Annotated in this window: 17 protein-coding genes; 15 read left to right on the forward strand and 2 right to left on the reverse strand. The window is 45.5% G+C overall.

Annotation, left to right across the window (positions count from 1 at the left end; genetic code table 11):
• The first annotated feature begins 106 nt into the window (after positions 1 to 106).
• The 5 genes from R50345_RS03230 to corA all read left to right on the forward strand — a co-directional run bounded on the left by R50345_RS03230 (position 107) and on the right by corA (position 5,232).
• Positions 107 to 1,204 carry a DUF3048 domain-containing protein gene (locus R50345_RS03230; protein WP_042124055.1) on the forward strand — a complete coding sequence of 366 codons (1,098 nt, stop codon included), beginning with the start codon at positions 107 to 109 and terminating at the stop codon, positions 1,202 to 1,204.
• 202 nt (positions 1,205 to 1,406) lie between these two features.
• Complete coding sequence (locus R50345_RS03235; RefSeq protein WP_042124056.1) at positions 1,407 to 2,024, forward strand: DUF47 domain-containing protein; 618 nt, start codon at positions 1,407 to 1,409, stop codon at positions 2,022 to 2,024.
• Positions 2,025 to 2,037: 13 nt separating this feature from the next.
• A complete protein-coding gene (locus R50345_RS03240; RefSeq protein WP_042124058.1) occupies positions 2,038 to 3,030 on the forward strand; it encodes an inorganic phosphate transporter in 993 nt (330 codons plus the stop codon).
• A 102-nt stretch (positions 3,031 to 3,132) separates the two neighbouring features.
• Complete coding sequence (locus R50345_RS03245) at positions 3,133 to 3,330, forward strand: hypothetical protein (protein ID WP_197069740.1); 198 nt, start codon at positions 3,133 to 3,135, stop codon at positions 3,328 to 3,330.
• 942 nt (positions 3,331 to 4,272) lie between these two features.
• Positions 4,273 to 5,232, forward strand: a complete 960-nt coding sequence (gene corA, locus R50345_RS03250; RefSeq protein ID WP_042124062.1) for a magnesium/cobalt transporter CorA — start codon at positions 4,273 to 4,275, stop codon at positions 5,230 to 5,232.
• 105 nt (positions 5,233 to 5,337) lie between these two features.
• On the opposite strand, the gene R50345_RS03255 is transcribed toward corA, so the two are convergent.
• The gene (locus R50345_RS03255) at positions 5,338 to 5,907 is read right to left on the reverse strand and encodes a hypothetical protein (RefSeq protein ID WP_042124064.1); all 570 of its coding nucleotides are present in this window, start codon (positions 5,905 to 5,907) and stop codon (positions 5,338 to 5,340) included.
• Between the two features lie 360 nt (positions 5,908 to 6,267).
• Between R50345_RS03255 and R50345_RS03260 the strand changes: the two genes are divergently transcribed.
• The 4 genes from R50345_RS03260 (at position 6,268) to rlmD (ending at position 10,132) form a co-directional block, all read left to right on the forward strand.
• Positions 6,268 to 6,558 (forward strand): YerC/YecD family TrpR-related protein, encoded by a 291-nt coding sequence (locus R50345_RS03260; protein WP_019913624.1) that lies wholly within the window; start codon positions 6,268 to 6,270, stop codon positions 6,556 to 6,558.
• A 3-nt stretch (positions 6,559 to 6,561) separates the two neighbouring features.
• Entirely contained in the window at positions 6,562 to 7,329 is a 768-nt protein-coding gene (locus R50345_RS03265) for a sirohydrochlorin chelatase (RefSeq protein WP_042124067.1), read from the forward strand.
• A 232-nt stretch (positions 7,330 to 7,561) separates the two neighbouring features.
• Positions 7,562 to 8,452: a diacylglycerol kinase gene (locus R50345_RS03270; RefSeq protein ID WP_042124069.1), complete on the forward strand. Its 891-nt coding sequence runs from the start codon at positions 7,562 to 7,564 to the stop codon at positions 8,450 to 8,452.
• 180 nt (positions 8,453 to 8,632) lie between these two features.
• Positions 8,633 to 10,132 carry a 23S rRNA (uracil(1939)-C(5))-methyltransferase RlmD gene (gene rlmD / locus R50345_RS03275; RefSeq protein WP_042124071.1) on the forward strand — a complete coding sequence of 500 codons (1,500 nt, stop codon included), beginning with the start codon at positions 8,633 to 8,635 and terminating at the stop codon, positions 10,130 to 10,132.
• Between the two features lie 284 nt (positions 10,133 to 10,416).
• Here rlmD and R50345_RS03280 read toward each other — a convergent pair whose 3' ends face one another.
• A complete protein-coding gene (locus tag R50345_RS03280) occupies positions 10,417 to 12,246 on the reverse strand; it encodes a flavocytochrome c (RefSeq protein ID WP_231574026.1) in 1,830 nt (609 codons plus the stop codon).
• Positions 12,247 to 12,431: 185 nt separating this feature from the next.
• On the opposite strand from R50345_RS03280, the gene R50345_RS30075 reads away from it, so the two are divergent.
• The 6 genes from R50345_RS30075 to scfB all read left to right on the forward strand — a co-directional run bounded on the left by R50345_RS30075 (position 12,432) and on the right by scfB (position 21,209).
• Complete coding sequence (locus tag R50345_RS30075) at positions 12,432 to 14,066, forward strand: sensor histidine kinase (protein ID WP_197069741.1); 1,635 nt, start codon at positions 12,432 to 12,434, stop codon at positions 14,064 to 14,066.
• Complete coding sequence (locus R50345_RS03290; RefSeq protein WP_042124076.1) at positions 14,041 to 14,823, forward strand: response regulator transcription factor; 783 nt, start codon at positions 14,041 to 14,043, stop codon at positions 14,821 to 14,823. The genes R50345_RS30075 and R50345_RS03290 overlap by 26 nt, the downstream gene beginning before the upstream one ends.
• A gap of 340 nt (positions 14,824 to 15,163) precedes the next feature.
• Positions 15,164 to 18,184: a DUF4855 domain-containing protein gene (locus R50345_RS30080; RefSeq protein ID WP_156114714.1), complete on the forward strand. Its 3,021-nt coding sequence runs from the start codon at positions 15,164 to 15,166 to the stop codon at positions 18,182 to 18,184.
• Positions 18,185 to 18,488: 304 nt separating this feature from the next.
• The gene (locus R50345_RS03300; protein ID WP_042124078.1) at positions 18,489 to 19,058 is read left to right on the forward strand and encodes an SF0329 family protein; all 570 of its coding nucleotides are present in this window, start codon (positions 18,489 to 18,491) and stop codon (positions 19,056 to 19,058) included.
• A gap of 484 nt (positions 19,059 to 19,542) precedes the next feature.
• Complete coding sequence (scfA, locus tag R50345_RS30635) at positions 19,543 to 19,692, forward strand: six-cysteine ranthipeptide SCIFF (RefSeq protein WP_076098734.1); 150 nt, start codon at positions 19,543 to 19,545, stop codon at positions 19,690 to 19,692.
• A gap of 122 nt (positions 19,693 to 19,814) precedes the next feature.
• Entirely contained in the window at positions 19,815 to 21,209 is a 1,395-nt protein-coding gene (gene scfB, locus R50345_RS03305) for a thioether cross-link-forming SCIFF peptide maturase (RefSeq protein WP_042124081.1), read from the forward strand.
• Positions 21,210 to 21,269: the final 60 nt, after the last annotated feature.

The raw sequence follows: 21,269 nt of genomic DNA on the forward strand, positions 1-21,269 counted from the left end.
TGTGCCCTTTTTTAATGCAAGCGGATCAAGACAAATGGGACTGGCTGTGATTAAATGGAAGAAACCAGTTAAGATACATAAAATGTTTAGGAGGAACTACAAGCTTATGAAAGTAAACTGCTCTTCTTCCCGTCTGTTATCTGCCATTGTACTGAGTACCCTATTGCTCTCCGCTTGCGGAACAGAGAGTGCAAATAATGTAATTGCCCCGACACAGCAACCTACCTCAGATCCCGCACCTATTGAAACGATCCAGCCAACACCGACTGCGGATCTCTCTGCTGAACTCATATCCGGATTAACAGGTCTGCCGGTTTCTGAAGACAGTCTCCTACGCCCCTTGGCAGTTATGATAAATAATGCTCCAGCGGCCCGGCCGCAGTCGGGGGTGAGCGAAGCAGATATTTTATATGAGATCCTTGCTGAAGGTGGCATAACGCGGTTGATTGGTATTTTTCAAAGTCATACTGGAGTAGTGAAAATCGGGCCGATTCGCAGTATCCGTCCCTATCTGCTCGATATTGGCGAGAGCTACGGTGGTGTGACGGTGCATGCCGGAGGGAGTCCTGCGGCTTATGCCATTTTGCAAAAAGAGAAAAAGGCGGATATGGATGAGATCGGTCGTGCCGGAGCTTATTTCTGGCGGGACAAAACACGTAAGGCCCCTCATAATCTGTACAGTAACGCAGCGAAGCTGCGAGAAGGCGCCGAGAAGCTTGGTTATGAAACAAGTGTGAAGGTGCCGGGGTATCTTTTTAACAATCCAGATTACATACCGACAGGCGGAGAACAAGCTGCTGAGTTTAGCGTAAACTTCTTACTTAAAAGCTATAAAATTGACTATAAATATGATACTCAGCTTCAGACCTATCAGCGTTACGTGAATGGCAAACCGCATTTGGATTTGAATAACAATAAGCCGGTAGAAGCTGCAAATGTAATGGTGATGGGATCCGATCATAAAGTGCTTGATGATGTGGGAAGACTTCAAGTTGATGTGGAGTTAGGCGGGGAAGCGCTACTTTTTCAGAGGGGACAGGTTACGAAGGGCAGATGGTCACGTGAACCAGGTGATGTCATTCGGTTTGTGAAGGATGGTAAAGAGACGCTGATGTATCCTGGAATCACCCATATTTTGGTGGTCCCTAATGCGCCTACATTTAGCAGTCATGTGGTATACGGTGGAGCAGATAGTGCAACCTAAGAAAGTCGGAATATCCAGTGTTATACAGATTTGTGTTCGGAATTATGGGTAAGTGTTAATAGAGTGTAAAAAAGTTCATTTCTATAGCTTCTATACCTTCTACGGATATGTTAAGATAACAAGGGTTGTCATTCATTTTCATGCTTTTTACATATGGGTGACTCTGTACTCACGGTAATATTATGTAAAGGGGTTTAAAACAATGAAGTTGAGAAAAAAGGACATATTCTTTGAGACGCTGGAAAATATGGCGGATACCATTGTCCAAGCTGCAGATTATTTTGCTCAGAATATCACTGATCTCCGGAATAATGTCGATAGTTTCGCTGCAGAGATGAAGAAGTACGAATCCCAATGTGATACTTACACGCACACCGTAATTAAGGAATTGAACAAGACGTTCATTACGCCACTTGAGCGTGACGACATTATGGACTTGATTACAAGCATGGATGATGTCATTGATGGCTTGGAGGCATCTGCCTCACGTTTCTATATGTACAACCTTCTTGACCCGGATGAATACATTGTACAATTTGCCGAAATCCTTCGTCAGTGTGCTTATGAAATCCAAAAAGCGGTTCATTTGCTCTCCCAGAAGAAGCTGCTGGCTATTCGTGAATATACGATCCGTCTGAATGACCTTGAGAATCAAGGGGATGAAGTCCTTCGTATTTGTACCAAAGCTCTATTTGAAACCGTTAAGGACCCGATTGAGCTGATTAAGCGCAAGGAATTATATGAGCGACTCGAGACCACTACAGATAAATGTGAAGATGTAGCCAACATGTTGGAATCGATCATCATGCGCAACTCATAAGGGGTACTAGAATATGGAAACATCGATATGGATTCTTGGAATTGTTATATTTCTCGCGCTTGCGTTTGACTTTATTAATGGTTTCCATGATACGGCCAACGCAATTGCTACCTCTGTCTCTACACGTGCGTTAAAACCTCGAACAGCTATTATTATGGCGGCACTGATGAACTTTGTCGGAGCTTTGATGTTTACAGGTGTGGCCAAGAAAATTGGTGGAAGCATCACAGACCCCACGTTGCTGGAAAATGGTCTGGATATCATAATAGCCACATTGATTGCTGCGATAATTTGGAATTTGATTACCTGGTGGCTCGGAATTCCATCCTCTTCCTCTCATGCACTGATCGGCGCTTTGGCTGGTGCAGTATATGTTGGAGCAGGTTCGTCACATATTAACTGGGGCGGGTTTGTGGAAATTGTCGAGGGCTTGATCTTCTCGCCAATTATTGCATTTGTTATCGGTTATATTATCATGACGATTCTAAAATGGATTTTTGCAAAGCGTAGTCCGCATACGGTCAACAAGGGCTTTCGCTCCATGCAGGTTGTGACGGCAGCATTACAGTCGTTTACTCATGGTACGAATGATGCGCAGAAGGCGATGGGGATCATCACCTTTGCTCTCGTAACTTCGGGACGCCAAGAGACTATGGATGTAATCCCTCTATGGGTTAAGATTGCCGCGGCTACTGCTATGGCACTCGGTACCTCCATTGGTGGTTGGAAGATTATTAAGACCATGGGTACGAAGATTTTCAAAATCGAGCCGATCAACGGCTTCGCGGCTGATATTTCCGCGGCTTCTGTTATTTTCTCGGCAACACTGCTGCATTTGCCAGTCAGCTCGACACATGCGATCACTTCAGCCATCCTGGGTGTTGGCTCCGCAAAACGCTTCTCTGCCGTGAAATGGGGAGTAGCCGGACGTATTGTAGTCACTTGGTTTATCACGATTCCTATCAGTGCGGTATTAGCCGGTCTGATTTTCAAAATCATTTTTTAAATCCCTTTAATAAAAAGATGTCAGTTAGCCTTTGGCTGCGGACATCTTTTTTTGTTGTGTGGGGTGGTGGGAAGATGGAAGGAAGGAAGGAAGGAAGGAAGGATGGAACGAAGGAATGAAGGCTGGCTGGATGGATGGATGGGAAGAAAGAAAGAAAGAAAGAAAGAAAGAAAAAAAGAAAGAAAGACAGGCAGGCAGGCAGGCAGGCAGGTAGACAGACAGACAGACAGACAGGTAGACTCTCTAGCTCCAGCGCTCGACTTTTCCTCCTCCAAGAGGAGAAAGGTATTAATCCCGTAGATAATATGGGAATTGGCGAAATAGCGTCGAAGGAGCGGAAAGAGGTACATAAATACACCTGAATTGGCGAAATAGCGTCTAAGGAGCGGAAAGAGGTACATAAATGCACCTGAATTGGCGAAATAGCGTCGAATGAGCAGAAAGAGGTGTATAAATGCACCATAATTGACAGAATAGCGTCGAATGAGCGGAAAGAGGTGTATAAATACACCATAATTGGTGAAATAGCATCGAAGGAGCGGAAAGAGGTACATAAATGCACCAGAATTGGCGAAATAGCGTAGAACGAGCGAAAAGAGGTACATAAATGCACCAGAATTGGCGAAATAGCGTTGAATGAGCAGAAAGAGGTGTATAAATGCACCATAATTGGCGAAATAACGTCGAGGGAGCGGAAAGAGGTACATAAATGCACCGTAATTGGCGAAATAGCGTTGGAGGAGCGGAAAGAGGTGTATAAATACATCTGAATTGGCGAAATAACGTTGGAAGAGCGGAAAGAGGTGTATAAATGCACCTGAATTGGCGAAATACGTTGAAGGAGCGGAAAGAGGTACATAAATGCACCTGAATTGGCGGAATAGCGTCGAATGAGCAGAAAGAGGTGCATAAATGCACCTTAATTGGTGAAATAGCGTCGAATGAGCAGAAAGAGGGTGCATAAATGTCCCAGATTTACAGAGTCGAGCTTATCCAGATGAAAAGTGTATAAAAATGGGATAAGGTGCTTATGAGCGGATGTCTGGCGTAGCTTTTTATGCATCTGTCGAATCTAGTCGGAGGGTTAGAATTTAAACAAACTAATTATTAAACAAATCAATCGCTATGATTTGTTTAAGTTCGATGGCAACCCAACTTAATTTTGTTTTTCGATGTTTTTGGAAGACTCCACTTCTTGCGGTACAATAGATGCGTGGAAGAAGATGAAGCGGAGGAACATTTATGATACGTACACTTGCGGTGACGCATACAGGTGAGGTGCTGACAGACATACCTCTGCAGGATATACGGCGAGAGGATTACGCATGGATATGGGCAGACTTTGCTACACCTACGGTGGAGGAGACGCTGCTGCTGGATCACTATTTTCATTTTCACCCGTTGGCGATAGAGGATTGTATGCATGTGTTGCAACGGCCGAAGCTGGATCATTATGAGGAAGTCCAGTTTTTTGTGCTGCATGCACTGAACGAAGAGACGCTGGATGCTGAAGAGATTGACCTTTTTTTGAGCGCAAATTACCTCGTATCCTATCATCATCAGGAAAAAACAGAGATGAATGAAGCCTGGGAGCAGGTGAAGCGTGAAATACATAGTCGTAAAGGCTGGTCGGGCGGACCGATGGCGGCTGCATATACAGTCATGGACAAGCTGGTAGATAAGTATTTTCCATGCCTCTACAGTTTAGAGGACGAGCTTGCGGATCTGGAGAGCAATAGCGGCAGTGAGTCAGTGGAGGATTTAATGAGCCAAGTGTTTGGCTTGCGCGGAAGGCTGCTCAAAATGCGGCGGACGATTGTGCCGATGCGCGATTTGATGTACCGGATTGTGAATTCGCAGCATGTCCAGAGTAACGGCGAGGAACGGATTTATTTTGGCGATATCTACGATCACTTGTTAAAACTGTCCGATATGATTGAGGCTGATCGAGAAATGACCGCGGATTTACGTGATAGCTACATTTCCCTTAATTCTAACCGGATGAATTCGATCATGAAAACACTAACTGTAATCACCACCGTATTCATGCCGCTGACGCTGATTGCCGGAATCTATGGAATGAACTTTGTAGTGATGCCTGAACTTGAATGGAAGTATGGGTATTTTGGCGTTCTGCTGTTTATGCTGGTGGTGGGCGTTGGTATGTTTAGATGGTTCCGGCGAAGTGGATGGTTTAAGTAAAAATAAAAGAAACGATACAGCAAGTCTCTTCCCCTGAGAAATGCTGTTTGTCAGATTATAGTACCTATCCGGTAATGGCCGTAGGCACACCAGAAAACGTCACCGCTATTTGCGGCGACGTTTTCCAGTAGAGGGAGTTGAGCGCCGGCGTGTGGTTGTGGACGATTTGCGACGTTGAGAAGTAGAGCGTCTTTTTTTGCGTCGACTCGGGCTGAACAGTGCGGCATCCTCTTCGGCTGCCAGGGCGCCTGCTGCTCCTTTTCCTTTGCCGAAGCTACCCATGAAGAGTTTAACCATTGGAGCCATCTGCTGGAAGCCGGACATCACCTTCTGTACTTTACCCATGGAGTTTACGATCCCGTCAATGCCGCCCATTCGGTCGATGATGCCTTTAATTTGGTCCATATTCCCACCAATTCCGCCACCGCCGCCTAAACCGCCTAAGCCGCTTAGTAGTCCGGCAAGTCCGCCGCTAGCTTTCGTTGTGGCTTCAGCAGCAGGAAGCGCTAGCGCCGTTTCAGCGGCAGCTTCTGCTCCTAAAGAGGGAAGGATTCCGCTATCTGCTGGGAGGGATGAAGGTGCGTATGGACTGAGGCCGGGGTAGGCAGATGCATTATACGAATCGCTCAGCGAACGCTGATTCCGGCGGGAATGATTATAGTAATGATCAGGCATAATATCACATTCCTTTGTTAGTGGTTTGCTATACTGTATGTCATGGGCGAACATACGGTATAGACGAATGCCCGGGTTCTCGGGATAGGAGCGGAAAAGGGCGAATGCCTATAATCGCCCTAAAGAAGTGAAAAAAGCGTGTACATGCTTGATTTTCGGCGCTTATGTAGTACTATAGGGTAGGTGCTATTTCTTATGTAGGAAGAAATGAAAATAGTTTAGTACATAATTAGTGTGCGCCAGGGGTGGACGTTTGTCCATCGATTTCACTCTTTACAGCGTGAAATCGTTAATGCTTGAAAAATGCGCTCCAGTGCAATATAGTAGAGCAAGAAAGACACATTAGGGGATGATAATCTTATGCAGCTGAAGAAGCTAAACGATAAAAGTATCGACCAATTATTTGAAGCTATTTTAACATTGAAAAATATGGAAGAATGTTACGTATTCTTTGATGATCTGTGCACTGTGAACGAGATTCAATCGCTGTCGCAGCGACTGGAAGTAGCGCGTATGCTCGGCAAAGGCTCGACTTACAACCAGATCGAAGCAGAGACGGGTGCAAGCACAGCTACGATTTCCCGTGTGAAACGTTGCCTGAACTACGGCAATGATGGATATAAATTAACATTGGAACGTTTGGGACGCTAATTTATGGTACCGGGCGTACTTATTATCAGTCATGGCTCTCGCGACGAGGCTTGGGTGTCGATCGTGGAGGAAGCCGTAAGTGGATTATCGCTAGGTGAAAAGATTCCTGTGGTGGTCTCTTTTTTAGAGCTGGTAGAGGGCCGTCTGATTCAAGATGGAATAAATGAGCTGGAACACGCAGGGATCACAGATATTATTGTGATCCCATTGTTCGTTTCCTCGGGAAGCACACATGTCGATGAGATAGAATATGCACTAGGCGCCAAACCTGAGCCTGAACGTGAGACGGATTTAGCGCTGTTCTCAGTGAAGGCTAGAGTTCACTATGGTTATCCTATCGACGATGACCCGGACATCGCTGTAATGATCTGGGACAAGCTACGTGAGCTATCTACGGAACCAGCGTGTGAAACAATTCTACTGGTGGGTCATGGCAGCATCTATGATGGCTTCCGGCAACGCTGGCAGCAGGGGATATCTTCGCTGGCGGAGCGTGTACGTGAGGTGAGTGGTGTAGCGGCGGCCGACTATGGTCTGCTGAGTCCGGACAGTATACGAAGCAAAGTGGAGTATTGGCAGGAGCAGGGTCACGAGGTGCTGGTGGCGCCTCTTTTTTTGAGTGAAGGCTATTTCACTAAGCATGTGGTTCCGAATAGACTTAAAGGGTTAACCTATAAGTATTCTGGTCAAACGCTTCTTCCGCACCCTCTTCTTCCGCATTGGATTGAGAGACAGGTAGAGACACTCCTCGAACAGATTCGAAGTAAATGATAAAGCAACTCACCCTGAACACACTTAATCATGAAAAATAGTGCCCACATCCGTGGATAATACGGGATATGTTGCATATACATATAAATATATTTTTTTGTCAGATGAAGTGTCATGAATTGCTGTATAATGGAATATTTGCATGAAAGGGCCTTTAACATTGATTGTAGTGGTCCGAATTAGGTATAATCAATTAGGTTATTCTATTATAAAAACAGGTGGCGTTCCGGTAATGAAAACTGCGAGATTGATTTATAATCCCACTTCTGGACGGGAAGAGATGAAGAAGCGGCTCGCCGATATTTTGGACCGGCTGGATATGGGTGGCATTGAGGCCTCCTGCCATGCAACAACCGGAGAAGGCGATGCTATGTTAGCTGCTGCAGATGCAGTAGAACGCGGTTATGATTTGATCATAGCAGCCGGTGGCGATGGCACTTTAAATGAGGTTATTAATGGTATGGCGGAGAAGCCTAATCTTCCCCCACTCGGCGTTTTGCCGCTTGGTACTACCAATGATTTTGCACGTGCAATGGGGATCCCGAAGAACTGGGAAGATTCCTGTGATCTGATCATTCGCCAAGAGACACGTCCGATTGATATCGGTAAGGCAAATGACCGTTATTTTATTAATATAGCAGGCGGCGGTAGTCTAACCGAACTGACTTATGAAGTTCCTAGTAAGCTGAAGACCATGATAGGGCAGCTTGCGTATTATTTAAAAGGTATTGAAAAAATGGTCAGCCTCTCTCCTCAGGAACTAATCATTCGTGCTAATGGTCAAGAAGTCATTCATGATGAGTTCATGCTGTTCCTGATTGCTAATACGAATTCTGTTGGTGGCTTTGAAAAGCTTGCTCCCGGCGCTCGTATCGATGATGGTCTGTTAGATGTTATTGCGGTTAAAAAATGCAACCTAGCGGAGTTTGTCCGTTTGGTCAGATTAGCCCTTCGCGGCGAGCATTTGAACGATAAGAAGGTTATATACTTCCGTACGGATGCGATGGATGTAATCTCTCCAGGGCATGTCCAATTGAATTTGGACGGCGAGCTAGGCGGAGAACTGCCAGGGCGATTCCGGATTTTGCCACAGCATTTGCGGATTTTTGCTGAGAATAACTAAGGGTCAATGGACAGATATTGTAGGTATATATAGCGATGATCTTTGATCGAAGACACTGTGAGATTTACAGTGATGATAATGATTGAAGACATTTAATTGGGTTTATACAGCGATGATAATGATCGAAGACATTTAATTGGGTTTATACAGCGATGATAATGAAAGAAGGAACAATAAATAATGAGTAAACACCGCAGTGGACGCAGCACCAGCCGCCCAGTCGGCAAGGCGCCTGTCGCCGGACTGCCTGTGAATAAAAATGATGAGGTTATGCTCGATATCATCGGCATGACCCATGAAGGTGAAGGGGTAGGCCGCGTAGAAGGCTTTACCCTTTTTGTGCAGGGAGCGCTTCCCGGGGAGAAGGTCCGGGCAAAGGTGCTCAAGACAAAGAAGCAGTATGGCTACGCCAAGCTGCTGAATTTAATAGAGGCGAGCAGCGCCCGCATTGCGGCGCCTTGCGAGATCTATGACCAATGCGGCGGCTGCCAGCTGCAGCATATGGACTACGCCGCACAGCTGACGTGGAAACGGCAGCTGGTGGTGGACAACCTGGAGCGGATTGGGAAGCTCCGGGTGAGTGGTGGGGCTGCTGGCGGAGACGCTGAGGCGGCTCTGACAGAGGGTATTCTCGTCCGTCCAACACTGGGCATGGACGAGCCTTGGCGATATCGCAACAAGGCTCAGGTGCCGATCGGCGTAACAGAAGGCGGCCTTGTGGGCGGTTTCTACGCGCGCGGCAGTCACCGCATCATCGATATGGAAACATGCTTAATTCAGCATGAAGATAATGATGACGTTGTACGCAAGGTGAAAGATATCGGACGCAAGCTTGGCATTACTGCTTACGACGAAGAATCTGGCAAAGGCTTACTGCGTCATGTCGTAGTAAAGAAAGCCTTCCGTACTGGTGAGATGATGGTTGTCCTTGTTACTAACGGTGACCGTATTCCGAATGTTGACGAATGGATAGCAGAGATCCGCCGCGAAATCCCAGCCGTAACAAGCATCTGCCAGAACGTGAATACTAAGCAGACAAACGTAATCTTTGGAGATACAACCCGTACCCTTTGGGGGAACGATGTTATTTACGATTATATCGGCGATGTGAAATTCGCGATTTCTGCCCGTTCTTTTTATCAGGTTAACCCGGCACAAACCGAGGTCCTCTATGGTAAGACGGTGGAATATGCAGGGCTAACGGGTAACGAGACTGTTATAGATGCTTATTGTGGGATCGGTACGATTTCATTGTTCCTTGCACAGCATGCTAAGCAGGTCTACGGTGTAGAAATCGTACGCGAAGCGATTGAGGATGCACGGGCGAACGCCACTTTGAATGGTATGGATAATGTAGTGTTTGAGGTAGGTGCATCTGAGGATGTAATCCCTAACTGGAAAGAGCAGGGGATTACAGCAGATGTTATCGTGGTTGATCCTCCGCGTAAGGGCTGCGATCCACGACTTTTGGAGACGATTCTGGCGATGAAGCCGGAGCGTGTGGTGTATGTATCGTGTAATCCATCGACTCTGGCAAGAGACTTGCGGGTGCTCGAGGATGGCGGGTATAAGACAGTGGAGGTAACTCCGGTGGATATGTTCCCGCATACGGTGCATGTGGAGTCGGTGGCGGTGCTGGTGAGGGATGTACCAGTGATTCAACCCCCTTTACTTACTTGAGTTTTCCAGTGTCTAGGAAATTTGAAGGAACGCTTGTCAAGTAGACACTAAATAATTGGGCAATTTTAATTCCATTAATGGAGAATGATAAAAGAGCCACTAGTTAGACGAGCGTAGCCCCTAGGCTCCACCATAAAAAACCGCCCTGTTTGCAATGTTGCTTACAGGGCGGTTTGCTATGTCATAGAGGCAGCTTGAAAGTTAGCAGTCAACCTGCACTCAACAAACTATCTTGCACGTTTTTAAGGCTAACTTATTAATAGAGCAGTTACACAAACATAAGATTACTCTGCTACAACTTGTTTGCCTGCAATCCGGCCGAAGGTGAAGATATCAGCGATGGCATTACCGCCAAGACGGTTTGCACCATGAATGACCCCTGTTACTTCACCTGCAGCGAACAGCCCAGGGATGACTTCGCCTTTTTCATTCAATACGCGAGTCTTCTCGTCGATCACCAATCCGCCCATTGTATGGTGAACGGATGGTACAGCTTTTTCGATGTAGTAAGGGCCTTTTTCAAGAGATTTCAATCCACCGCGATGTTTGAAATCAAGGTCTTTACCTGTTTTCGCATAATCATTTACTTTATTAATTGTTTCTTTCAAATTGTTCACGTCAATTTTGAAGAAATCAGCCGCCTCTTCAATCGTATCGGCTTTAAAGAGCAAGCCTTGTTTAACGAGTTGATCGTATTCGTCTTGATGAACTTCGATCGTTTTACCGATATCCTCAATGCCTTGATTCCATAATTGATACGTATATCCGCCCGTTTGGGCAAGGATTGCTTTAGAAATAACGTCACGACGTTCTAATTCCTCAACGAAACGCTTGCCTTCTTGGTTAATCAGGATCGCACCATCGAAACGGGAATCTGCAACCAGGGAAATAACACCTGTCTCAGGATTACAGATTGGATACGTTTGAATATTCTCCATGTTTGTTAGCTTGGCGCCAATCGTTTCTGCCATAACGATACCGTCACCTGTAGATCCTGGTGTGTCGGTAGACATATATTTTTCATCCATTTTAGGATTATACTTTTTACGCATCTCTACATTGGATCCAAAACCACCGGTAGCGATGATGACGCCTTTGTTCGCATGGAATGTGATCTTGTCGCCAGTACCCGAAGTCGCAGTTACACCGGTTACTTTGCCACTTTCGTCCTTGAGCAAGGTTTCAGCTTTCATATTCGTTTTGATCGTGATTCGGTCAGCGTCTGTTTTGGCTTTTAACTTGGTAATTAATTCAGCACCTGTATGACCTACAGGAATCAACGCACGTTTTCTGGAATGGCCTCCAAATTGGAACAGATGATCAGGTAAGAACTCTACCTTGATATCATCGCGCAGCCATTCGGCAGATGCTAGTGCATTGTCGGCAAGAATACGAACCATCTTAGGATCCCCGAGGTTGTCTCCGCCTTTCATCGTATCATCATAGAACAAGTCAGCCGTGTCATCAGTGATGCCAAGAGCACGTTCAACCCAGTTGTCCGGTGCATTCATCTCACCACCGGAGATCAATGTGTTGCCGCCAACAGCTGGCATTTTCTCGAGCAGAACTACATTAGCTCCAGCGCTGTTCGCTTCGATAGCCGCACTAAAACCAGCACCCCCGGCACCGATGACGACAACATCATAGGTTTGCTCGGCTTCTTCTTTATCTTTGCTTCCACTGACTGCAGCGCCAGCGACAAGAGTAAGTCCAGACTTCGTAATTGCATCTTGAATGGCTTCGAGATATCCTTTGCTTGTAGCCGTAGATCCGCTAATGGCATCAACTTTTGCACTGTTAGTTGTCATGACATCTTGCTTGAGCTGCGTATAAACAGGCTCTGCAAGTACTTCATTTTCCTTGTGCTCTGTTACCTTAATGTCAGTGATCTTGTTATCTAATAAGGAAACTTGTACTTTAATATCGCCATGTTTACCTTGCCCGACTCCTTCAAAGACTTGAACTCCGTTTGCATCTGCAGCCGGTGCTGCCTCTTTACCGCCGCAGGCAGCAAGCGTGAACATAAGACTGAGGACTAGTAGAATAGATAACAGCTTTTTCGTGTGAGTTCGCATAATATCTCCTTCATTCTGTTGTGGATTGGTTACATACATTAGGGAGAGAAAGATTTGCTAGGCAAATCCTTTGTCTCTAGCCTAGACATGAATGTTATTTCATGTGAAAATATGCACAAGACCTATTATAGATTTAGTACAGCATTATGTATTTGCACAGATTAGCGTTTTTTTGTCTTTTTCGGGCATGTAAGAAACGGATATTGTGAAGGGCTATGATTACAATGAGATCAATTCACTTAAAAATTACGTTAATTGCAGGAAGCTGCTTCTTGCTGCTGTTCATTGCATTACTTGTAACAATATATTTGGAGATGAACCATACGGTTGTCCCTTTGAATAAGAACTTAACGCAGCAAGTGGTTAATGCACGCAGCGACCAGATCGATTATTGGTTTAATCAGCGCATCGGTGAGATAGACATGCTTGCTTCTCTAGCTTCGGACCATCATTGGACACGAGATGAATTGCTGCAAGAGATCGATAAGTTCGAGGCGAAGAAGCAAGTAGAGTACGAATCCATACGAGTGGTGGATATTCACGGAAATTCCTGGTCAGCAAAGGACAAGCCTTTTTCGATACTAAACCGACCCTACTATCGAAAACTGCTGAATTCAGATTCCAATTATGTGGTGAGCAATCCGATCGTATCCAAAGCGAATGCAGCCGAAATCGTCGTCATTCTCTATCGCTTGAATCCATCAGTGAATGATGAGGTAGCTTATATTGCCGCAGCCGTCTCCGTTAAGAAGATGAAGGAGATTGCTCAAGATGTAATGCTATATGACCAGTCAGGCCAGCTTATCATCGATTGCAGAGAGCTGGGGGAAGGAGATGGAGCGGAGGATGCAGCAGATAAGAAGAACATGAGTGTATTTGAGGCTCCAATTCAAAATGTGGAAGGCTGGAAGCTCGTACTCGAAGTACCGAATTCAAGTCTATCGCTAGCGGTGATCAAAACACAGCGGACCGCATTGCTGGTAGGCGTTCTTATCGGTAGTGCGTTTATTGTCTTTCTGATGCTGCTTGCTTCTTCCATTATTCGTCCAATTCAGTCGCTTCGCCAGGTAATGGAAAATGTGCAGAACGGCAACCAAACCATACGAGCAGATGTTACGCGCTCGGATGAGATCGGCGATCTTGGGCGAAGCTTCAATGACATGCTTGTTCAATTATACGCTGTGGAGCAGGACCGAAAGGAGATGGAACTCAGACTGATTCATGAGCAGATCAAGCCGCACTTTTTATATAACACATTGGATACGATCCAGTGGATGGCAATGGAACATGGAGCAGACAATGTGGTGGAGATGGTGGAAGCGCTTAGCGCGTATTTCCGATTAGGGCTTGGCACAGGCAGTCCCTACATTCTGCTTGATCAAGAGTTGTACCATGTCGAGAGTTATCTTCATATTCAAGGCGTGCGATATGAGGAGATTCTGGACTACGAGCTTCGATATGATGAAAAGCTTGCTCAGTGCCAAGTCGTTCGCTTCATGCTGCAGCCGTTGGTGGAAAATGCGATTTATCACGGGATTAAGCCACTTGGGGATCAAAAATGCAAAATTTCGATTACAGCATATAAACAGGTCGATTATTTGGTCATTAAGGTTGAAAATAATGGGGTTATGATTCCTGAAGAGAAGCTTGAACAGATGAATCAAGCCCTTCTTGATGATAAATATGATCGTTCTGCCACAGGCTTTGGGCTATACAGTGTAAACCATCGCATTCGACTAGCTTACGGGGTGCCATATGGCCTTGCAGTGAAGAGCGAAGATGGAATTACCGTTATGGTCATTCGAATACCTTTGGACGGGGAGTGGAATGAAGATGTGGAAGATTGTCATCGTCGATGATGAAACGATCATTCGCAAAGGCTTGCGACAATACATTGAGGAGAGTTCGTATCTTTTTGAAGTTGCAGGAGAAGCGAAAAGTGCAAACGAAGCATTGAATATGGTGGAGGAAGCCCCACCACATGTATGTCTTGTGGACATCAACATGCCGAATATGAATGGGCTCGATCTTATAAATATATTGCGCGAACGCTGCCCGTCGGTTCTGGTTGTCATCATCAGCGGCTACGATAACTTTGAATATGCGCGTCAAGCCGTGCAACTGCAAGCATTCGATTATGTATTAAAACCTGTGCCGAAGAGTGATCTGAACAAGCTGCTTCATCGGATCGATGAGCATCTTCAAGCAAAATATCCCTTGCATTCACATGAAAGCAGGGTGGATAAGGAGCTGGGGCTTCCCGGGTATACAGGGGATGGAACAGTGCTTATCCAAAAAGTGACCGAGTATATTGACAGTCATTATCAGGATCCGGAGCTGTCTATTACTCGAGTAGCAGCGCTATTTCATATCAACCAAACCTATCTTAGCAAGCGTATGAAGCAAGAAATCGGTGCTTCATTCCTTGACTATGTCACCGAGCTTCGGATATCGAAGGCGAAGGAGATTCTGGATGACGTAATGCCGAATATCAAAATCGGGGATCTGGCCGTGAAGGTAGGGTATAAGAGCCAGTACTATTTTAGTCGTGTGTTCAAAAATAGAGTCGGCTCAAGCCCCTTAGAGTACAAAAAGCATCCGTTCGGTTATGGATAGGGCATCAAGTTAGTAGAACGCCGCAGCAATTAGGCGCCACCATATATAAACACGACGCAACCTCGAGAGGGTTGCGTTTTTTATTTGGAGGATTGCTTAGAGGACAGTTGAAGGCCTTCATGTCAACAAGTGTATACCCGATGTCATTAATTATCTATTTGAAAGAAGGGCCACTTTTCATAATGTTACTATAAGGACATTGACATATGTTATAAGCTTCTATGGCGTGTCGGAATCTCGGAAGGGAGGAAAGAGCATCGAGGTAAGCTGAAATGGAAGCGCATACCATTTAGGAGATTGATGTTTCTTGACTCAAGAATCAGAAGGGAGTTCGTACGATATGAAGAGGAGTAGACAATGGGTAGCTCTCGTCATGGTTGCGATCATGATCGTAACGATGATGCCGATCGCGCAAGCGGAAGAGGCGCTGCCGCCTACACAGACAGAGGAACAGACACCAGTGAACCCGCCGGGCGAAGCCGATCCGGTCGAGGTGACGAATCCATCAGACCTACCGGGAGCGGGTACGGAGGGTGTTATTGCGTCAGTGTATGGGGCGGTTTATCACAATCTTGCAGCGGGCTTATCTTATGAGTGGTCGCAAGAGCCGGAAGCTTCAAATCCGGATGAAGGCAACAAACTTACGGATGGTATATATGGGGCAAGCAATAGATCCGACGTAGCATGGGCTGGACATCATTTGGGTAAGACACGCGAAGTTGTGTTTGATTTGGGGGCGAAGAAATCACTCACGGGTATTAAAGCCAATTTCCTCGAAGATTGGCCAACGAACAATGTACTCGTGCCACTCACGGTATCGATGTACGTCTCCGATGACAAGGTGAACTGGGGACTGCTCAAAGACAATGCCACGCAGAAGCTGTGGAATGATGGTAAATACACGGAGACCTATGTGTGGGATGGCAACAAGGACGGTATTAAAGCGATCGGCCCAGATGCGAAAATCGCGTATGCTCGGTACGTGAAAGTAACATTCACAATGCATACGCGTGCAATGACCTTCGTGGATGAGATTGAAATCCTCGGTGAAGAGGGCAAAGTTGCCGGAGCCGTAACTGTTCCAACGCATACGCCGAAATTCTTGGCGGCAGGCGAAGCGACAGCGGGTATAGAGCATCTTGGACTTTTGTATAACGGGCAATATGCGAATGACTTAGGCATCTGGACAAAAGAACGGATCATTCCGAACATTAGTTATGTCGATAAGGACGGCAAGATTAAGGATCGACTCTTCGACGGCGTCCTGTATCTTGGCATTAACTCTCCAAATCCAGGTCGTGATTTCGGCGGGCGGGCTTATCTGGAAGATTGGCAATGGTATCTGGATAAGACCTTTGCGGTAGGCGGTGATATGGATGCGTTAAACGCAGCGGCTAAGGAAGTATCCGATGCGCTGAACGAGTCTGGCGTGAAGGAAAAGGTTGTCCTCATGATTCCGGATCCAGGTGAATCGATCACTAATTTCGGAGCTATTGAACAAGGTGGAGAATCGCTGAACTTCAATGATTCCGTTGGCAAAGAGAAAGCCCTTGCGAACCGTGAAAAAGCAGTTCAATGGTGGCTGCAGCAAGTCAAATCGAGATGGGAAGCAAAAGGTTACGCTAACCTCGAGCTTGTAGGTATGTACTGGTTCGAAGAGCAAATCAGCACAAGCCAATCCGGACCGGATCTGATCCGTTCGGTGAGCAGCACCCTGCATGACATGCAAATTAGCGGCAAGGACCTGAAGTTCTTCTGGATTCCGCACTTCTTCGCTTATAAAGCGTTCATGTGGAAGGATGTCGGCTTCGATGCGGTGACGATCCAACCGAACTACTTCTTCGAGCCGACGGATATCGAACGCTTGGAGGATTCTGCGAATCTGGCGAAGCAGTATGGCATGTCCAATGAACTCGAGTTCGATGATCGGATGTTGACGGACGGCGTGTTCCGCGAGCGGTATATCGATTACTTGAACAGCGGTGCGAAGACAGGGCTTATGAAGGATGGCTTCAAATCGTATTACCAAGGCAACAATGCAGTCTATAACACCGCGGTAAGTAAAGATCCAGCGACACGCGTTCTTTACGACTGGCTATATCAATTTGTTAAAGGAACGTATCAGGTCAACGAGGCTCCGCCTTCCGAGGTAGACGTGCAGATAAACGGCAAGCCGTTCCAGAGCGGGATGAAGCTGCCCGATTCAGAATCCGTATCCTTTACATGGAAGCTTAGAACGGATGATGGTCTGACGAAAGTGACGGCTACGTATGACGGCAAGCCTTATACAGCGGGTACCGTTATTCCGCTTGCAGGCAAGCTTGGCAAGCATGAGCTTAACATTACCGTTACGGCGGGGCGTATGGTGACAAAGTCATATGTTATCGAAGCAACGACGAATGCATCTGGTATGAAAGCGTTAGTCGACCGCTTCGAACAAGCGAAGCAATTTACGAATTCTGCAACGGTGCGTTCTTTGAACAACTATTTGGAAATGATGAAGCGCTATGAAGGGAAAGATGAAGTGCAAGTCACCAAGTATCTCCAAGGCTTTAACGCAAAGCTGGATGAATTCAAGAAAGCGGGTACGATAAAAGATGAGGCGTACAATACGCTGAAGGAAAGCGTCTATTACCTAATAGGCAATTTGGCGCAGAATAAAACGGTAGAAGCTTCGTCGACCGAAGGCAATAATGCGAATTATGCACCGGCTAAAGCCGTCGATGGATTCCCTGCTTCAAGATGGGCGAGCGAATACGTGGACAATACTTGGTTCCTGGTCGATCTCGATGAAGTGAAGGAAATGGATACGGTTCGAATCGATTGGGAATATGCTCGTGCTGATAAATACAAACTTCTTGTGTCGAACGATAAGCAGAACTGGATCAATGTCATGCCAAATGACGGAATTATTACCGCACATGATGGCAAAGAAACGATTCAGTTCAACCCGGTCAAGGCAAGATACATGAAGTTACAAGGCATAAAAAGAGCAACCGATTACGGATATTCCATCTACGAGTTTGGTGTCTATAACCTCTCGAGCGCTGTAGACGTGAAGGGCATTGAGGGCATACAAGTAAAGGTTGACGAGGAAGCGAAAAAAGTAACGATTGATGGATTGCTGATGAATGGCGTCCTTACAAATGTGAAGTTGAAGGTGCTTGATCCAAAAGGCAAGGTTCATCTTGAAGATGAGACGAAGAGTACAGTCGCGGGAAGCTTCCAATTCACATTCAAACTTACAGGTAATTTAAAGGGAACCAATGAGGCGTATCTATCGACTGGCTATATGAGTGAGCCTGTAAAAGTGACCTTTGAATACTCAAAAGAAAACCCGGGTAAAGGTCACGATAAGTAATGGAGAAATAATCCATCCAAGTAGCAATACGACCCGCGCTGAAACTTCCTGTACCGGTTATCGAATTATCTGTCCGAGGAAGACTTATAACCGAAGTGAAAATGTTTGAGGCGTAACATAACAAGCCGATTAGGTGCCAGACCACGGGGTCTATACCTAATCGGCTTGTTTCTATGTAGACGTGACAAATAGAGGATTAGATTATATCAAGATATTATTCAGGTTTTAGTGGGATTGTATTATGTATTGTATAATAGAACGACTGCCTCAACAGGTATTTATAACATAAAACATAGGAGGATACATGTCCTGGAGCAAATTGAAGCAACAACTGGAGAGTTTTCTCTGTCCTGCGTTATACGGCAGGGTTGAATATCGCGCAAGTAGTTACCGTTATTTACCTGATAAATCAGGGAATTGTTATATTTCGGTAGATAAAAAGAACGTACTTAATATGAATGATAGAACTAGCTCAATTAGATGGTATCAGACGGAGCAGGAGATTAAGAATGATTCAGATCTTCAAATTCCTATCAACCATGAAGACATTGAAGCGGTTAGAAAAGATAGTAAGGGGATCATCCCGGAGGATCGGCTAATAGTCATTGCAAGAAGCAGAAAAATATCAGAAGTTGCAAAGGAGCTTTTGTCAGCACAGACATCATTAAGTAAATCGAACTTTATTGTTATAGCTACTAAGTATTTATCTATTTCCATAGAGGAGAGCTTAGAAAGCGACGATATCTTATTGAATATTCTAGCTTTAGTGGACAGACGAGTTGGGAAAAAGCGAATTTTAAACATGAGCGAGAAGATGAAGTTAAAGCATCCAATTGTGCAATATTTTTATGAACTAAGGCGTAGTATATTATAACAATAAATAACTTCATTGAATATTCAAGAAACACTCTCTACAAAAATCCCTAATTCTACGCGACTTCTTCCCACCATAACAATAGCCATGATAATGAGAGGGATGTTCGCATATGGTGCATATGGAATCGGAGAGTGTCGCTCTACTGGTAAGGAAGGATACAGTGTTATGAAATCCTTATATTTATTGGACTTTACGGACAAGTATGAGGAAAAATCGTTATTGAAGAGATGGCATCATTGCCGTCTCTTTTTTGTTTCTTTGGTCACTTTTTTAGCATTGCTCTGACTCTGGTTCCCGCTATGGGATCCTACGATCACGAGCATGAAAGACTGCACGAAAATTAACGTTGATGCTTATGTTTAAGCCCTCTCTGCTCTGCTAGGTGACGGGAATCATAGACGTATTTGCGTGAGGTTGCTACGATGTTCCATGGAAATTAAGTGAAAGTGATCACAAGAAATTACAGAAGGAGTTATTTATCGTGAAAAGAATCGTAACACTGAGCACCCGCAAACTGATGGATACCGCAAAACACGGCGGATGCGGCGCATGCCAGACATCTTGCCAATCCGCTTGTAAAACTTCCTGCGGCGTTGCAAACCAGAAGTGTGAAAATGCAATGAACAGATAGGATTCGGAATTTTACCGCCCATTGCTCTGCTGATGGGCGGCTATTTTTAAGAAATGGACGCTTCCGCTACAGGATGGCAAAGCCGTTTCTACTTGTGTGCAAAAGGAGCTTGATTAGTAAGTATGATTCATCAATATAAACTAAACGGATACAATATCGTGCTCGATACCTATAGTGGCTCGGTGCATGTTGTTGATGACCTAGCATATGAAATTATAGCGGATTATGAGAAAACTTCTGCCGAAAAAATCGTGGCAACGCTGTTGGATAAATATAAAGATGATTCCAGCATTTCTGAGAGCGACATTCGAGAAACCATCGCGGATATCGAGGAACTTAAAAATGATGGACAGCTCTTTACAAAAGATGAGTATGAGAACCTCTCGCTCGATTTAAAAAAACGGAAAACTTATGTTAAGGCACTCTGCCTCAATGTTGCGCATACCTGTAATTTGTCATGCGATTATTGCTTCGCTAGCCAAGGGAAATACAACGGAGATCGAGCAATCATGAGCTATGAGGTTGGACAAAAAGCTATCGATTACCTGCTTGAAAATTCGGGTCATCATCGAAACCTGGACATCGACTTTTTCGGCGGGGAACCGCTTTTGGCCTGGAAAGTGGTTAAACAGATCGTAGCTTATGCAAGAAGCAAAGAACAAGAATACAAAAAGAAGTTCCGCTTCACCTTCACGACGAACGGAATGCTGCTGAACGATGAGGTCACCGAGTTTTTAAATCAGGAAATGTACAATGTCGTATTAAGCCTGGATGGAAGAAAAGAGGTTCATGACCGACTTCGCCAAACGGTTAACGGAAAAGGCAGCTACGATCATATTGTTCCGAAGTTCAAGGAATTCGTTCGTAAGCGCGGGGACCAAGAGTACTATGTTCGAGGAACTTACACTCGTAACAATGTCGATTTCACCAACGATATATTTCATATCGCAGACCTTGGTTTTGACAAGATCTCTATGGAACCAGTCATCTGTGATCCAAAGGAGCCCTATGCACTTACCGAGGAGGACCTGCCGGAGATATACAACCAGTACGAAATTCTCGCCAAGGAAATGATCGGTCGCGGTGAACAAGGCAAGGGGTTTACCTTTTATCACTACATGCTTGACCTCTCAGAAGGGCCTTGCATCCAGAAGAGAATTACTGGCTGTGGTTCAGGAACCGAATATCTTGCCGTCACCCCTTGGGGAGAGCTTTTTCCTTGTCACCAGTTCGTCGGGGATGAAGAATACAGCATGGGAAACCTCTGGGATGGGATCACACAACCTGAGCTGCAATGTCAATTCCAAGAGAGCAACTGCTACTCGAAGCCGGAATGCAAGGACTGCTGGGCTAAACTCTACTGCAGCGGTGGTTGTCCTGCCAATGCACTGCACGCGACGGGTTCCCTCGTCGGAACCTATGACTTCAGCTGTGACGTCTTCCGCAAAAGAGTCGAATGTTCCATGATGGTAAAGGTTGATGAATCTATTAGAGCGATGGAAGGGCAATCTAGCTAGTTAACGTAACGGATGAAAAAACTCTAACCGAGAAATAGACACTTTTAAATAAAGTGCCTT

Source organism: Paenibacillus sp. FSL R5-0345 (genome assembly GCF_000758585.1).
Lineage (GTDB): Bacteria > Bacillota > Bacilli > Paenibacillales > Paenibacillaceae > Paenibacillus_AQ.